The following is a 13,877-nucleotide window of genomic DNA, read 5'->3' as shown; positions in this document are numbered from 1 at the left end:
CGGTGCCATCCCGGCCCGCCGGCCGACGCGCTTTCGGCCATCCCGCGGCTGACCGACGAAGACCTGCGCCGGCTGTCCATGCCGGTCCTCGCGGTCGTCGGCGGCCGCGACGCGCTGCTCGATTCGCGCGACACCCGGGCGCGCCTGGAGCGTCTGGTGCCGCAGGCGGAGATCACCTTCATGGAGGATGGCTACCACGTCCTGCCCGGCCAGGGGCCGCGCGTGCTCCGGTTCCTGGAGCGGGGGGCGCCGTCACCCCCCGGCTGACGGCGCCCCCGGCGTCACCGCCCCCGGCGGAACAGCCAGGGGTGGGACGCCATGGCGCGGGACCGCGCCAACGCGAACAGCCACGCCCTGAGACGGCGGACCAGTGGAACCGCCCGCATGGACACCTCCCCCGTGGACCGCGGGGGCGTCGCAAGCGCGATGCCACGGCGCGGCCGCGGCGGCCGGTGCGGGAGCGAGCGTTCGCCTGCCCAAGCACGCTGCAGATGGCGTAAAGCGCCGCAACACGCCCAAGAATTGCGCAGACGGTGCGCCCGCCGACCGGGATTCCGCGGTGGTGCGGGACTGGCACGCCCCTTGCGAAGTGGACGGGGCATCTAGGGTTCCGACACGCCCCAAGGGCGGGTGCCTGGTCCGAGAGATGCGATCCGGCGGTGGCCTCCGCCGGACACACGGCGGGACAAAAGCCCGGGAGGTTCGCGTACCGATGTGGGGGTCCCCCTTGGGGGCCGTCCGCGCGGTCGGGCCGTCCGGCGCGCCGCGCTTCCCCTCATCGGTGCCCCCAACGCAAACCGAGGAGGGATCCGATGCTGACACTGCCGACATCGTTGAAGGGTCTGGCCGCCGGCGCCGCGGCGCTGGTGCTGACCGCCGCCGGCGCGGCACAGGCCGCGCCCAAGACGGAGTTCGCCCTGGCGTGGTCGATCTACGTGGGCTGGATGCCCTGGTCCTACGCCGACCAGAGCGGCATCCTGAAGAAGTGGGCCGATAAGTACGGCATCACCATCGAGCTCACCCAAATCAACGACTACATCGAGTCGATCAACCAGTACACCGCCGGCAAGTTCGACGCCGTCGTCGCCACCAACATGGACATCCTGACCATCCCCGCGGCGGGCGGGGTGGACACCACGGCGCTGATCCTCGGCGACTACTCCAACGGCAACGACGGTGTGGTGCTGAAGACGGGCGCGGCGCTGACGGACATCGCCGGCCGCAAGGTCAACCTGGTGGAGCTGTCGGTCTCCCATTACCTGCTGGCCCGCGCCCTGGACAGTGTCGGCTTGGCGGAGAAAGACGTGACCGTCGTCAACACCTCCGACGCCGACATCGTCGCCGCCTACGCCTCGTCGGACGTCGAGGCGGTGGTCACCTGGAACCCGCAGCTCGCCGAGATCCGCCGGGCCCCGGACGCCACGGTGGTGTTCGACAGCGCCCGCATTCCCGGGGAGGTCATCGACATGACCGTGGTCAACAGCGCGGTGCTGACGGACAACCCGGCCTTCGCCAAGGCGCTGGTGGGCGCCTGGTTCGAGGTGATGGCGGTGATGGCCAAGGACGACACCGCCGGCCTCAACGCCCGCTCCGCCATGGCCGCGGCCTCGGGCACCGACCTCGCCGGCTACGACGCCCAGCTGAAGACCACGCGGATGCACTACACCCCGGCCGAGGCGGCGGCGTTCGCCGCCAGCCCCGACCTGGTGCGCACCATGGACCGGGTGCGCACCTTCTCCTTCGACCACGGCCTGCTGGGCGAGGGGGCGCCGTCGGCCGACGCGGTCGGCATGGCGTTCCCCGGCGGCAAGACGCTGGGCGACCCGGCCAACGTCAAGCTGCGCTTCGACTCCTCCTACGTCACCCTGGCCGCCGACGGCGCGCTGTAGGCCGGCGGCACGCATGCGCCGGATCATCAACCGGCGGCCGGACCGGCTGGGCGTCCTGCTTCTCGGCGCCCTGCCGTTCCTGATCGTGGCGGCCCTCTACGTGACGGGTTCCGCGGTCCGGCTCGCCGACAACCCCGACGACAAGCTGCTGCCGTCGCTGGCCAGCCTGGGCGACGCCGTGGCCCGCTACGCCGCCGAGCCGGACCGCCGGTCGGGCGACCTGCTGCTGTGGGCCGACACCGCGGCCAGCCTGGTGCGCCTTGCCCTCGGCCTTGGCCTGGCGACCGCCGCGGGCCTGGTGGTGGGGGTGCTCAACGGCCTGATCCCCTACGCCCGGGCCGGGCTGGCCCCGTTCGTGGCGGCCCTGTCGATGGTGCCGCCGCTGGCGGTGCTGCCCATCCTGTTCATCGTCTTCGGGCTGGAGGAGCTGTCCAAGGTGATGCTGATCGCCATCGGCGTCTCCCCCTATCTGATGCGCGACCTGGCGCTGCGGGTGGCGGAGCTGCCGGCGGAGCAGCTGGTCAAGGCGCAGACCCTGGGCGCCTCCACCTGGCAGGTGGTGGTGCGGGTCGTCCTCCCGCAGGTGCTGCCGCGCCTCATCGACGGGGTGCGGCTGTCGCTGGGGCCGGCGTGGCTGTTCCTCATCGCCGCGGAGGCCATCGCCGCGTCGGAAGGCCTGGGCTACCGCATCTTCCTGGTGCGGCGCTATCTGGCGATGGACGTCATCCTGCCCTACGTGGCCTGGATCACGCTGCTGGCCGCGGCGTCGGACCTGGCGCTGCGGGCACTGGCGCGCCGCGCCTTCCCGTGGACCGGGGTGGGGAGGGAGGCGTGACGGCCGCGCTCACCGTCACCGGGCTGTGGAAGGAGTACGCCGGGCAGCCGGTTCTGGAGCGGGTGTCCCTGGAGGTCCAGCCCGGGGAGTTCTGCACCATCGTCGGCGCGTCGGGCTGCGGCAAGAGCACCTTCCTGCGCCTGCTGCTCAGCCAGGAGCGCCCCAGCCGCGGCACCATCCGGCTGGACGGCGCCCCGCTGCCGGAGGACCCCGGGCCGGACCGCGGCGTGGTGTTCCAGCGCTACTCCGTGTTCCCGCACCTGACGGCCCGGGAGAACGTGGCGCTCGGCCTGGAGCTGCGCGGCGCGCCGCTGCTGGGCCGCCTGTTCGGGGCGAAGCGCCGGCGGGCGATGGCGGAGGCGGACCGGGCGCTGGCCTCGGTCGGCCTGGAGGCCGCCGCCGACAAGTACCCGGCCGCGCTGTCGGGGGGCATGCAGCAGCGCCTGGCGTTGGCCCAGGCGTTGGCGCTGCGGCCCAAGGTGCTGCTGCTGGACGAGCCGTTCGGCGCGCTCGACCCCGCCACCCGCACCCAGATGCACGCGCTGGTCTCCCGTCTCTGGGACGAGACGCGGATGACCGTGTTCATGGTCACCCACGACATGAAGGAGGCGTTCGCCCTGGGCACCCGCCTCCTCGTCTTCGACAAGGTCCGCCACGACCCCCAGGCCCCCGCGGCCTACGGGGCGACCATCACCTACGACCTGCCGCTCAACGACCGCAGCCGCATTCCCGTCCAATTCCTTCCCACCGAGAAGGCCCCCCGATGCTTGACCGCATGACCCGCACGCTCACCCCGCAGCCCCGGCGCGCCCGCGCCGGCCGCGACGAGCGCCGCTTCCACCACCCCGATCCCCGCATCATGCAGGCCCGCGGCTGGAAATCCGCCCTGGCCGAAGCCGGCATCCCCACCACGCGGTGGGAGGCGGAGCTGAAGCGCAACCTGGAGAACGGGCTGTCCGGCGCCGACAGCATCGAGGACCGCACGATCCCCACCTTCGCCCGCGGCGAGCTGCCGCACTTCGCCGGCATCAACACCTTCCTCAAGGCGCCCTACGTGGAGGACGTGCGCGAGGTGGCGAAGTACGACGCCGCCATCATCGGCGTCCCCTTCGACGGCGGCACCACCTACCGCCCGGGCACCCGATTCGGACCCCAGGGGATGCGCCGCATCTCCGCCCTCTACACCCCCTACAACTACGAGATGGGCGTCGACCTGCGCGAGCAGATGACGCTGTGCGACGCCGGCGACGTCTTCACCATCCCCGCCAACATCGAGAAGACCTTCGACCAGATCACCCGGGCGGTGTCCCACGTGGTGTCCAGCGGGGCCATGCCGATCATCCTGGGCGGCGACCACTCCATCGGCTTCCCCACCGTGCGCGGCGTCGCCCAGTGCACCTCCAAGCGCATCGGCATCATCCATTTCGACCGCCACGCCGACATCCAGGAGAAGGACCTGGACGAACGCATGCACACAACGCCCTGGTTCCACGCCACCAACATGCCCAATGTGCCGGCCACCAACCTGGTGCAGATCGGCATCGGCGGCTGGCAGGTGCCGCGCGAGGCGGTGAAGAACATCCGCGACCGCACCACCAACATCCTCACCATGCGCGACTTCGAGGAGCTGGGCGTCGACAAGACCGCGGAGATCGCCCTGGACCTGGCGTGGAAGGATGCCGACGCCGTCTACATGAGCTTCGACATCGATTGCGTGGACTGCGGCTTCGTCCCCGGCACGGGCTGGCCCGAGCCCGGTGGTTTCCTGCCGCGCGAGGTGCTGGGGCTGGTCGGCCGGATCGCCGCGGAGGGGCTGTGCGGGCTGGAGGTGGTGGAGGTCTCGCCGCCCTACGACACCTCCGACATCACGGCCCTGCTGGGCGTGCGCGTCGTCGTCGACGTGCTGGGGACCCTGGTGGCCCACGGCAAGATGGGCGCCCACAAGGCGGTCTTCGACAGGCCGGTGGCGTTCCGATGACGCCGCACGACGCGCCCCGGGAGGACGAGGAGGAGCGCCTGCTGGAGGAGGCCTTCGCCGAGGGCTTCCGCCGCGCCACGGACAAGCTGGCGTTCCTGCGCCTGGCCCGGGTGCCGACGGAGCTGGAGCGCGAGGACGGCCCCGGCCTCAAGCTGGTCGAGGTGCGGTTCGAGGAGAGCCACGCGGTCGGCGCGGCGTCCCCCGGCTTCGGATCGCGGGAGCTGGTCTACCACCCGCTGCCCGGCCGGCTGATGACGGCGTGCACCCGCCTCGTCTTCCGCTATGTTTCGGCCGTGGGGGTGACCGACCTGCCGCTGGCGGCGGTTCTGCGGCGCGCCGCCCCGGTGACGCCGGCCGCCGGGAGCCACCACCACGACCACCATCACGACCATGACCATGACCATGACCACCATGACCACGGCCACCACGGCCACCACGGCCACCACGGCCACCACCACCACGGCCATTGAGCGGAGAGCCCCGAGCATGACCATGACCAAGACCCTCGCCGGCGCGGCCGGCCTCGCCGCCGCTCTGATCGCCGCCCCGGCGCTGGCCCACACCGGCCATCCCGAGGGCGCGGACCTCGCCCACGGTTTCCTGCACCCGCTGGGCGGGATCGACCATCTCCTGGCGATGGTCGCCGTCGGCCTGTGGGCGGCCCGCCAGGGCGGCCGGGCGGTGGCGCTGCTGCCCGCCGCCTTCGTCGTCATGCTGGTCGTGGGCGCCGGGCTCGGCATGGCGGGCGTTGCCCTGCCCGCGGTCGAGGCCGCCATCGCCGCCTCGGTGGCGGTGCTCGGCCTGCTGGCCATCCTGAACCGGCGGGTCCCGGTGGCCGCGGCGATGGCGCTGGTGGGCGGGTTCGCCGTCTTCCATGGCCACGCCCACGGTGCCGAGATGCCGGCCGGTGCCGACGCGCTGGGCTACGGTCTCGGCTTCGTGGTGGCCACGGTGCTGCTCCATGGCGCCGGGATCGGCGCCGTCCTGGCCGGGCGGGCGCTGTCCGGCCGGTTGGCGCGGGCATGAACGCCGGCCCTCCTCCGGCGCGGCCGGGGGAGGGCCGTCAGGCCCCCCTTGACGGGCGGCGTCAGTCCCCCTTGGACTCGGGCATCGCCACCGGCAGCCCGGCCTCCTTCCAGGCCTTGAACCCGCCCTCCAGATGGCACACCGGCGCCAGTCCCATGGACTGGACGGCGTCGGTGGCCAGGGCCGAGCGCCAGGCGCTGGCGCAGTAGAAGACGAACCGCTTGCCCGACGCGAACACCGGCTTGTGGTAGGGGCTGTCGGGATCCACCCAAAACTCGAGCATGCCGCGCGGCGCGTGCACCGCTCCGGGAATCATGCCGTCGCGCTGCAGTTCGCGCACGTCCCGGATGTCGACGAACACGACATCGGGGTCGCCGTGCAGCGTGAGCGCCTCGTTCACGCCGAGCGTGGCAATGCGGGCGTTCGCTTCGGTCAACAGCGTCCGGTAGCCCCTGGTGATCGGCATGGCGCGTCCTTCCCGGTGTGGTTCCACGCCGCCATGGTAGGCGGACGCGGCGGGGGCGTCCAGCGGGGCGGGCCAGCGGGGCGGGCCAGCGGGGCGGGCCAGCGGAGGCGTCCGGTCAGCCCTCGGCGCTGTCGGCCGGCCGGACGACGGGACGGCTCAACTCGGCGAGGATCTGCTCCATCTCGCGCACCAGGGCGGCGATGTCCTCGGCCACGATGCCCAGTTCGGCGACGCATGTCACCGGCGCCCGGTCGGCGACCGCCAGCAGATGGGCGCGGTCGTCCCAGCCGACGGTCACGTCGTCCGGCAGCGCGTTGTCGTTGGCGAACTCAACGAAGTCGAGAGAATCGGCAAACACCCTGGTACCCCCTGCGTTTCGAATTCCGCCGCACACACAGCAACGGCCGTGCCAGTGCGGCGTGGTCCCGGATTTCCGCGGTCCGAACCGGATTCCCGTGGCGTGGCGGGCGTTCGCGTGCCGGTGCGCGCCGCGCCGCGATCCGATCCGCGATGCGTTTTGCAAATGATGCCGCCGGTGGTTGCAGTTTGCGGGACGCGCCGACATATCAGTGGGCGAGCGAGCCTGGAGAGACCCTGATGTCCGATGCGTCCGAGTCCGGTGCGCCGGAGTCCCCGCGCGCCCTTGCCGAGAACGAGCGGATCGTCCGTCGCCGTTTCTGGGACAAACTGCGCGCCAACCTGCACCGCGTTCCGTTCCTCGACCACCTGGTGGCGGCCTATTTCTGTGCCGTCGATCCGGCGACACCGGTCCGCGCCAAGGCGATCCTGCTGGGCGCGCTGGCCTACTTCATCCTTCCCATGGACGCGGTGCCGGACGTCCTGCTCGCCGCCGGCTTCACCGACGACGCGGCCGTCCTCATGGCGGCGATCCACACCGTGCGCAGCCACCTCCGCCCCGACCACTACGACCGTGCCCGCGCCGTGCTGGAGCGGGAGGGCACGGCGGCCGCCCAGGCGGCGTAGACCAAGGCCGCCCAGGCGGCGTAGATCGGGGCCGCCCAGGCGGCGTGAGTTTGAGGCCGAGTCGGCCGGACCGGGCACGGCCGGGTCACGGCTTGGCCGGCGACTCCGCCGCCGCCGCCCCGGCGGTTCGGGCGGCGCGGGCCACCACCGCCTCGCGGTGGGCGATGTAGAGGGTGGAGGCGACGATCACCGCCGCCCCGGCCCAGGCCCAGCGGTCCATCACCTCGCCGAACGCGAGGTAGGCGATCAGCGCCGACACCGGCAGCTTGACGTAGTCGTAGGGCATCAGCGCCGAGGCCTCGGCCAGCGCGAAGGCCCGGGTCATGGCGAGATGGCCGAGGGTCAGGATGCCGCCCAGCAGGGCCAGCCAGGCCAGGGCCGGCCCGTCCGGCCAGCTCCACACGAACAGCGCCGGAACCAGCGACATGGGGGTCAGGAACAGCACCATGTAGGTGACCATGGCCGCCGCCGTCTCGGAGCGGGCCAGGGAGCGCACCTGCAAGGCGCTGGCGGCGGCGAACATGCAGCTCGCCAGCACCACCAGGGCCGCCGCCGACAGGCTCTCGGCGGACGGGCGCACGATGACCAGCACCCCCGCGAAGCCGACCGCCACGGCCGCCCAGCGGCGGGTCCGCACCACCTCCCCCAGCACCAGCGCGGCGCCGACGGTGGCGAACAGCGGCGTGGTGAAGCTGAGCGCCGTGGCGTCCCCCAGCGGCATCGCCGACAGGCCGTAGAACCAGCACAGCATGGCCGCCAGGCTGGTCGCCGCCCGCGACGCGTAGAGACCGAGGCGGGCCGTGCGCATCACCCGGACGCCCCGCATCACCACCCAGGGCAGCATGAACAGCAGGCTGAACAGGTTTCGGAAGAAGGCCACCTCGAAGGGGTGGACGGTCTCGGTGATGTGGCGCACCAGGGCGTTGCCGGCGGCGAACACCGCCGAGGCGAGAAGCATCCACAGCGCCGCCTCGGCGGGCGCGGACAGGCGGAGCGGGTCGGCTGCGGAGCGCACGGGAGCGGTTCGGGGTGGGGGCGGGGCGTGGGTGCGGCTGATGTGGGGCGGTGGGGCGGTGGCGACCAGGGGTCTCCTTTGGGGCGTTTGCGCCGCGCGCGCAGGACTGCCATGTTTGCCGGGAGGGAGGGCGCCATCACCATGACCAGACCCATCGCCGCGGCCGCGCTGGCCGCCATGCTGGTGGCGCCGGCCGCGGCGCCGGCCGAAACGCTCGAGGCGTGGTCGGCCGAGGTGCCCAGCGGGCGCGTGGAGGCGGCCGTCGAGCGCCGCAGCGGGCGCGACGCCCTGGTGGTCACCGTCCGTCCCCGCGGCGGCGTGCGAATCCAGCCGGCGGTGCTGCGCATCGATGCGCCGGCGCTGATGCGCGGGCGCCTGGACGGCCGCTTTCCCACCACCGTGCGCGACACCGCCGCGGGCGGGGCGTTGCGCGCGGCGCTGCCGGTCACGCGGCAGGGCGCCGTCGTCTTCGGCACCGCCGACCGCAACGACGGCGCGCTGCGGGTCGAGTACCGCTACTGCCCCGAGGAGCGCCAGACCTGCTCGGTGGAGCGCGTCGACATCGCCTTGCGCATGGGCGGCTGACACCGGGTCGTGGCGTCCGGTGCGACGGATCGGCGCAGCCCGGCGGCGCGGCACTTTGGCGGAGCCGGCCGGGCATGCTATAGCTCGCCCGCCCGCCCGCCGCCGGAATCCCCGCCCGACCATGCCCGTTTTCGCCGGAACCGACCTCACCTGCCTGCGCGGCGACCGGCTCGTCTTCACCGGGCTGGACTTCCGGGTCGGCGCCGGCGGGGCGTTGCTGCTGCTGGGTCCCAACGGGTCCGGCAAGTCCAGCCTGCTGCGCATCATGGCGGGGCTGCTGCGGCCGTTCCGGGGCCGGCTCGCCTGGGACGACGCGGCCGTGGCCGACGACCCCGACCGCCACCGCGGCCGCGCCCACTACGTCGGCCATCTCGACGCGGTGAAGCCGGTGCTGACCGCCGCGGAGAATCTCGCGTTCTGGGCGTCGCTGGGGGGGGCGGCGGCGCCGGCCGAGCGCGCCCGCGCCGCGCTGGAGCGGCTGGGCGTGCCGCACATCGCCGGTGTTCCCGGACGCTACCTGTCGGCCGGCCAGAAGCGCCGTCTCAACCTGGCGCGCGTCCTTGCCGCACCGGCGCCCCTGTGGCTGCTGGACGAGCCCACCGTCGCCCTGGACCGCGCCGCGGTCGGGCTGCTGGAGGGGCTGATCGCGGAGCACCGCGCCGGCGGCGGGATGGTCGTGGTCTCCACCCACGCCGACGTCGCGCTTGCCGGGGCCGTCGCCCTCCACCTCGACGATTTCACCCCGGCCGGGCCGGACGATGACGACGACGACGACGACGACGACGACGGCGGTGCCGGCGTCGGGGACGGAGAGGACGACCTGTGAGCCGGTTCTGGACCCTGGTCGCACGGGACCTGCGCCTGGCCCTGCGCCAGGGCTCGGACGCCACCGTCGCGGTGATGTTCTTCGTGCTGTGCGTCGTGCTGTTCCCCTTCGGCGTGGGGCCGGAGCCGAACATCCTCGCCCGCATCGCCGCCGGGGTGATCTGGGTGGCCGCCCTGCTGGCGTCGCTGCTGTCGCTGGAGCGGCTGTTCCAGAACGATTACGAGGACGGGTCCCTGGAACTGCTGGTGCTGACGCCGCTGCCGCTGGAGGCGGTGGTGCTGGCCAAGACGCTGGCCCACTGGCTGGTCACCGGGGTGCCGCTGATTGTCGCGGCCCCGCTGCTGGCGGTGCTGCTGAACATGGAGGCCGGAGGCTTCGGCGTGCTGGTGCTGACACTGGCGGTCGGCACCCCCGTGCTCAGCCTGATCGGCGCCATCGGCGCCGCCCTGACCCTGGGCGCGCGGCGCGGCGGCGTGCTGCTGTCGCTGCTGATCCTGCCGCTCTACATCCCCGTGCTGATCTTCGGCGCCGGCGCCATCGACGCCGCCATCCTCGGCCTCAGCCCGCGCCCGCACCTGCTGCTGCTGGGCGGCATCCTGGCCGCGGCGCTGCCGCTCGCCCCCTGGGCCGGGGCGGCGGCGCTGCGCCAGGCGGTGGAGTAGGACGCCCCGCCGATCTGACAAAGATCAAGGCAAACCCCCTCGTCCTCAGGCATCCCTACGCCTATATGGACCGGAAGATTCGCTGAAGGAAGGCGTACGTCATGCACCGTTTCGCCAACCCCACCCGCTTCCTTCGCATCGCCGACGCGATCCAGCCGTGGGCGGCGGGGGCGGCGATCCTGTGCCTGGGCGCCGGGCTGTACCTCAGCCTGGTCGACTCGCCGCCCGACTACCAGCAGGGCGAGACGGTGCGGATCATGTACGTCCATGTCCCGGCCGCGTGGATGGCCCTGTTCGTCTACGTCAACATGGCCGCGGCGGCCGCCGTCGGGCTGGTCTGGAAACACCCGCTGGCCGACCTGTTCTCCAAGGCGGCGGCGCCGGTCGGCGCCGGCTTCACCGCGGTCTGCCTGATCACCGGGTCGCTGTGGGGCGCGCCCATGTGGGGCACCTGGTGGGTGTGGGACGCCCGGCTCACCAGCATGCTCATCCTGTTCTTCCTCTACCTCGGCTACATGGCCCTGGTGAACGCCTTCGACGATCCCGAGCGGGGCGTCAAGGCGGGCAACGTCCTGCTGCTGGTCGGCGTGGTCAACGTGCCGATCATCAAGTTCTCCGTCGACTGGTGGAACACGCTGCACCAGCCGGCCAGCGTCATCCGCATGGGCGGGCCGACCATCGACACCGCCATGCTGGTCCCGCTGCTCGCCATGGCGCTGGGCTTCACCGCCTATTTCGTCAGTGTCGTCCTGGTGCGCCTGAAGTCCGAGATCCTGCAGCGCAAGATACAGACCCTGCGCCTCAGCGAGGCGCAGGGATGAGCGGCGCCGTTCTTTTTGCACTGCAAAATTAGCGAATCGCCTTGAAACCGCCACACCGTTGACGTTGACTTGACGGGTGGACCCCGAAACGATCGGCCGGACGTCATGACCGCGTTTTTCGACAGCGCTTTTTTCGAGATGGGCGGGTACGCCGCCTACATCTGGCCGTCCTACGGTGTGGCGGCGCTGGTGCTGATCGGGTTGCTGGTCGCGTCGCTGAAGGGGTTGCGCGCGCGCGAGGCGACGTTGAAGGCCTTGGAGGGCAGCCGGCCGCCGCGCCGCCGGGCCCGCCGCGAGGCCGCCGTGCACCATGCGGCGGCGGGGATGGGTGAAGGATGACCAGGAAGAAACGGCGTCTCTACATGCTGGGCCTCGCCCTGCTCGGGCTGGGCACCGCGACCGCGCTCACGCTGACCGCGTTCGAGGACAACCTCGTCTTCTTCTTCAGCCCGTCCGACCTGCAGGCCCGGGTCACCGAGGTCGACGGCCGCAGCTTCCGCCTGGGCGGCCTGGTCGAAGACGGCAGCGTCACCCGCCTGCCCGACGGCGTCACCACCGACTTCCGGGTGACCGACGGCGCGGCCGGCGTCCTGGTCAGCTACCGCGGCCAGCTTCCCGACCTGTTCCGCGAGGGGCAGGGGGTGGTCGCCGAGGGGCAGCTGCGCCCGGACGGCGTGTTCGTGGCGCGCGAGGTGCTGGCCAAGCACGACGAGAACTACATGCCGCCCGAGGTCGCCGACGCCCTGAAGCGGGCCGAGCACTTCAAGGACACCGAGACCACGCTGGTGAAGGAGTGACGGCGCGGTGATTCCCGAACTCGGTCATTACGCGCTGGTGCTGGCGCTGTTCGTGGCGCTGGTCCAGGCCACCCTGCCGATGGCGGGCGCCGCTACCGGCAACCCCGCCTGGATGGAGGTCGCCCGCCCCGCCGCCCTGGCGCAGGTGCTGCTGATCGCCGTCGCCTATGTGGCGCTGACCTGGGCCTACGTGGTCTCCGACTTCAGCGTGCAGAACGTGGTGGAGAACAGCCACTCGCTGAAGCCCATGCTCTACAAGCTGTCGGGGGTGTGGGGCAACCACGAGGGGTCGATGATCCTGTGGGTCGCCATGCTGGCCCTGTTCGGCGCCGCGGTGGCCCTGTTCGGGCGCAACCTGCCGCCCACCCTGAAGGCCCGCGTGCTGGCGGTGCAGGCGTTGATCGGGGTCGGCTTCTACCTGTTCATCCTGATGACCTCGAACCCGTTCGTGCGGGTCATCCCGGCCCCCATGGAAGGCAACGACCTCAACCCGCTGCTGCAGGACCCGGGCCTCGCCTTCCACCCGCCCTTCCTCTACCTCGGCTATGTCGGCTTCTCCATGGCCTTCTCGTTCGCCGTGGCGGCCCTCATCGAGGGCCGGGTCGACCCGGCCTGGGCGCGTTGGGTGCGGCCGTGGACCCTGCTGGCCTGGTCGTCGCTGACGCTGGGCATCGCCATGGGCTCCTGGTGGGCTTACTACGAGCTGGGCTGGGGCGGCTGGTGGTACTGGGATCCGGTGGAGAACGCGTCGTTCATGCCGTGGCTCGCCGGCACCGCGCTGCTGCACTCGGCCATCGTGGTGGAGAAGCGCGACGCCTTGAAGACCTGGACCGTCCTGCTGGCCATCGTCACCTTCTCGCTGTCGCTGATGGGCACCTTCCTGGTGCGCTCGGGCATCCTCACCTCGGTGCACGCCTTCGCCGTCGATCCCGAGCGCGGGGTGTTCATCCTGGTGCTGCTGCTGATCGCCACCGGCGGCTCGCTCGCCCTCTACGCCTGGCGGGCCCCGGCGCTCAAGGGCGGCGGCGTGTTCGCCCCGGTGAGCCGGGAGGGGGCGCTGGTGCTGAACAACCTGCTGCTCTCCACCGCCACCGCGACCGTGTTCATCGGCACCCTCTACCCGCTGTTCCTCGACGTGCTGGACCTCGGCAAGGTGTCAGTGGGGCCGCCCTTCTTCGAGGCGACCTTCGTGCCGCTGATGATCCCGCTGGTGGCGGTGATGGTGGTCGGCCCGCTGCTGGCGTGGAAGCGCGGCGACCTGCCCGGCGCCCTGAAGCGCCTGTGGAGCGCCGCCGCCGCCACCATCCTGGTGGTGCTGGCCACGGTCTGGATCCAGGGGGGGCCGGCGATGGCGCTGCTCGGCATGGGGCTGGCCGCCTGGGCCGTCGTCGGTGCCCTGGCGGAGGCGGCGGAACGGGTGCGCCTGTTCCGCATCCCGCTGAAGGACAGCCTGGCGCGCGCCGCCGGCCTGCCGCGCGGTGCCTGGGGGACCACCATCGCCCATGCCTCCCTGGGCATCGCCATCGTCGGCATGGTCGGCACCTCGGCGTGGCAGAGCGAGCGCATCCAGGCGATGCGGGTGGGCGACGAGGCGGCGATCGCCGGCTACACCCTGACCTTCGACGGGGTGGACCAGGGCCTCGTCGAGAACTTCCGCACCGACACCGGCCGCTTCACCGTGCGCCGCGACGGCGCCGTCGTGGCCACCCTGACGCCGGAGCGCCGCTTCTACCCGTCCCAGCAGATGACCACCACCGAGGCGGCCATCCACACCAACTGGCTCTCCGACGTCTACGTGGCGCTCGGCGACCCCAACGAATCCGGGCAGTGGACGGTGCGGCTCTACCATCATCCCTTCGTGCCGTGGATCTGGCTGGGCTGCGTCGGCCTGGTGATCGGCGGTCTCGTCTCCCTGAGCGACCGGCGCCTGCGCATCGGCGCGCCGGAGCGCCGCCGCCCCGCCGGCAAGCCGGTCGCCCACGCGGCCGAGTGA

The 13,877-nt window shown here is 72.3% G+C and carries 18 protein-coding genes and 1 riboswitch; of the genes, 15 read left to right on the top strand and 3 right to left on the bottom strand.

Going from position 1 to position 13,877, the window contains the following annotated elements; genetic code table 11:
• The first annotated feature begins 78 nt into the window (after positions 1-78).
• The 7 genes from AC6H2I_RS00790 (at position 79) to AC6H2I_RS00760 (ending at position 5,728) form a co-directional block, all read left to right on the top strand.
• Positions 79-267: a hypothetical protein gene (locus AC6H2I_RS00790; RefSeq protein ID WP_497498588.1), complete on the top strand. Its 189-nt coding sequence runs from the start codon at positions 79-81 to the stop codon at positions 265-267.
• Positions 268-591: 324 nt separating this feature from the next.
• Positions 592-702, top strand: a riboswitch (guanidine-I (ykkC/yxkD leader).
• Between the two features lie 110 nt (positions 703-812).
• Entirely contained in the window at positions 813-1,889 is a 1,077-nt protein-coding gene (locus AC6H2I_RS00785) for a putative urea ABC transporter substrate-binding protein (protein ID WP_497498587.1), read from the top strand.
• Between the two features lie 13 nt (positions 1,890-1,902).
• Entirely contained in the window at positions 1,903-2,724 is an 822-nt protein-coding gene (locus tag AC6H2I_RS00780; RefSeq protein ID WP_497498586.1) for an ABC transporter permease, read from the top strand.
• A complete protein-coding gene (locus AC6H2I_RS00775) occupies positions 2,721-3,503 on the top strand; it encodes an ATP-binding cassette domain-containing protein (RefSeq protein WP_497498585.1) in 783 nt (260 codons plus the stop codon). Before AC6H2I_RS00780 ends, AC6H2I_RS00775 begins: the two co-directional genes overlap by 4 nt.
• Positions 3,488-4,702 (top strand): agmatinase family protein, encoded by a 1,215-nt coding sequence (locus AC6H2I_RS00770; protein WP_497498584.1) that lies wholly within the window; start codon positions 3,488-3,490, stop codon positions 4,700-4,702. The genes AC6H2I_RS00775 and AC6H2I_RS00770 overlap by 16 nt, the downstream gene beginning before the upstream one ends.
• Positions 4,699-5,172: a hypothetical protein gene (locus AC6H2I_RS00765; RefSeq protein WP_497498583.1), complete on the top strand. Its 474-nt coding sequence runs from the start codon at positions 4,699-4,701 to the stop codon at positions 5,170-5,172. Before AC6H2I_RS00770 ends, AC6H2I_RS00765 begins: the two co-directional genes overlap by 4 nt.
• A gap of 16 nt (positions 5,173-5,188) precedes the next feature.
• Positions 5,189-5,728, top strand: a complete 540-nt coding sequence (locus AC6H2I_RS00760) for a HupE/UreJ family protein (protein ID WP_497498582.1) — start codon at positions 5,189-5,191, stop codon at positions 5,726-5,728.
• Between the two features lie 61 nt (positions 5,729-5,789).
• Here the strand turns inward: AC6H2I_RS00760 and AC6H2I_RS00755 are convergent, their stop codons facing one another.
• Positions 5,790-6,194, bottom strand: a complete 405-nt coding sequence (locus AC6H2I_RS00755) for a rhodanese-like domain-containing protein (protein ID WP_497498581.1) — start codon at positions 6,192-6,194, stop codon at positions 5,790-5,792.
• Between the two features lie 115 nt (positions 6,195-6,309).
• Entirely contained in the window at positions 6,310-6,552 is a 243-nt protein-coding gene (locus AC6H2I_RS00750; protein WP_497498579.1) for a hypothetical protein, read from the bottom strand.
• A 239-nt stretch (positions 6,553-6,791) separates the two neighbouring features.
• Between AC6H2I_RS00750 and AC6H2I_RS00745 the strand changes: the two genes are divergently transcribed.
• Entirely contained in the window at positions 6,792-7,178 is a 387-nt protein-coding gene (locus AC6H2I_RS00745; RefSeq protein WP_497498578.1) for a YkvA family protein, read from the top strand.
• Positions 7,179-7,263: 85 nt separating this feature from the next.
• Here the strand turns inward: AC6H2I_RS00745 and AC6H2I_RS00740 are convergent, their stop codons facing one another.
• A complete protein-coding gene (locus tag AC6H2I_RS00740; RefSeq protein WP_497498576.1) occupies positions 7,264-8,193 on the bottom strand; it encodes a DMT family transporter in 930 nt (309 codons plus the stop codon).
• 141 nt (positions 8,194-8,334) lie between these two features.
• On the opposite strand from AC6H2I_RS00740, the gene AC6H2I_RS00735 reads away from it, so the two are divergent.
• The 7 genes from AC6H2I_RS00735 (at position 8,335) to AC6H2I_RS00705 (ending at position 13,877) form a co-directional block, all read left to right on the top strand.
• The gene (locus AC6H2I_RS00735) at positions 8,335-8,778 is read left to right on the top strand and encodes a hypothetical protein (protein ID WP_497498574.1); all 444 of its coding nucleotides are present in this window, start codon (positions 8,335-8,337) and stop codon (positions 8,776-8,778) included.
• A 121-nt stretch (positions 8,779-8,899) separates the two neighbouring features.
• Positions 8,900-9,604, top strand: a complete 705-nt coding sequence (ccmA, locus tag AC6H2I_RS00730; RefSeq protein WP_497498573.1) for a heme ABC exporter ATP-binding protein CcmA — start codon at positions 8,900-8,902, stop codon at positions 9,602-9,604.
• The gene (gene ccmB, locus AC6H2I_RS00725) at positions 9,601-10,266 is read left to right on the top strand and encodes a heme exporter protein CcmB (RefSeq protein ID WP_497498571.1); all 666 of its coding nucleotides are present in this window, start codon (positions 9,601-9,603) and stop codon (positions 10,264-10,266) included. Before ccmA ends, ccmB begins: the two co-directional genes overlap by 4 nt.
• Positions 10,267-10,367: 101 nt before the next feature.
• Positions 10,368-11,087: a heme ABC transporter permease gene (locus AC6H2I_RS00720; protein ID WP_497498569.1), complete on the top strand. Its 720-nt coding sequence runs from the start codon at positions 10,368-10,370 to the stop codon at positions 11,085-11,087.
• Between the two features lie 105 nt (positions 11,088-11,192).
• On the top strand, positions 11,193-11,426 hold the full coding sequence (gene ccmD / locus AC6H2I_RS00715; RefSeq protein WP_497498567.1) for a heme exporter protein CcmD: 234 nt from the start codon (positions 11,193-11,195) through the stop codon (positions 11,424-11,426).
• The gene (gene ccmE, locus AC6H2I_RS00710) at positions 11,423-11,884 is read left to right on the top strand and encodes a cytochrome c maturation protein CcmE (protein WP_497498565.1); all 462 of its coding nucleotides are present in this window, start codon (positions 11,423-11,425) and stop codon (positions 11,882-11,884) included. The genes ccmD and ccmE overlap by 4 nt, the downstream gene beginning before the upstream one ends.
• Positions 11,885-11,891: 7 nt before the next feature.
• Positions 11,892-13,877, top strand: coding sequence for a heme lyase CcmF/NrfE family subunit (locus AC6H2I_RS00705; RefSeq protein ID WP_497498564.1), 1,986 nt, complete (start codon positions 11,892-11,894; stop codon positions 13,875-13,877).

Source organism: Azospirillum sp. NS33 (genome assembly GCF_059703765.1).
Note: the sequence above shows the minus strand (reverse complement) of the source record. Positions and strands in the feature narration are given on the sequence as shown.

Excerpts from the sequence above, each read along its gene's own strand:
- AC6H2I_RS00790 (WP_497498588.1), top strand. The coding sequence starts at position 79 with ATGCCGGTCCTCGCGGTCGTCGGCGGCCGCGACGCGCTGCTCGATTCG.
- AC6H2I_RS00785 (WP_497498587.1), top strand. The coding sequence starts at position 813 with ATGCTGACACTGCCGACATCGTTGAAGGGTCTGGCCGCCGGCGCCGCG.
- AC6H2I_RS00780 (WP_497498586.1), top strand. The coding sequence starts at position 1,903 with ATGCGCCGGATCATCAACCGGCGGCCGGACCGGCTGGGCGTCCTGCTT.
- AC6H2I_RS00770 (WP_497498584.1), top strand. The coding sequence starts at position 3,488 with ATGCTTGACCGCATGACCCGCACGCTCACCCCGCAGCCCCGGCGCGCC.
- AC6H2I_RS00765 (WP_497498583.1), top strand. The coding sequence starts at position 4,699 with ATGACGCCGCACGACGCGCCCCGGGAGGACGAGGAGGAGCGCCTGCTG.
- AC6H2I_RS00760 (WP_497498582.1), top strand. The coding sequence starts at position 5,189 with ATGACCATGACCAAGACCCTCGCCGGCGCGGCCGGCCTCGCCGCCGCT.
- AC6H2I_RS00755 (WP_497498581.1), bottom strand. The coding sequence starts at position 6,194 with ATGCCGATCACCAGGGGCTACCGGACGCTGTTGACCGAAGCGAACGCC.
- AC6H2I_RS00745 (WP_497498578.1), top strand. The coding sequence starts at position 6,792 with ATGTCCGATGCGTCCGAGTCCGGTGCGCCGGAGTCCCCGCGCGCCCTT.
- AC6H2I_RS00735 (WP_497498574.1), top strand. The coding sequence starts at position 8,335 with ATGACCAGACCCATCGCCGCGGCCGCGCTGGCCGCCATGCTGGTGGCG.
- ccmA (WP_497498573.1), top strand. The coding sequence starts at position 8,900 with ATGCCCGTTTTCGCCGGAACCGACCTCACCTGCCTGCGCGGCGACCGG.
- AC6H2I_RS00720 (WP_497498569.1), top strand. The coding sequence starts at position 10,368 with ATGCACCGTTTCGCCAACCCCACCCGCTTCCTTCGCATCGCCGACGCG.
- ccmD (WP_497498567.1), top strand. The coding sequence starts at position 11,193 with ATGACCGCGTTTTTCGACAGCGCTTTTTTCGAGATGGGCGGGTACGCC.
- ccmE (WP_497498565.1), top strand. The coding sequence starts at position 11,423 with ATGACCAGGAAGAAACGGCGTCTCTACATGCTGGGCCTCGCCCTGCTC.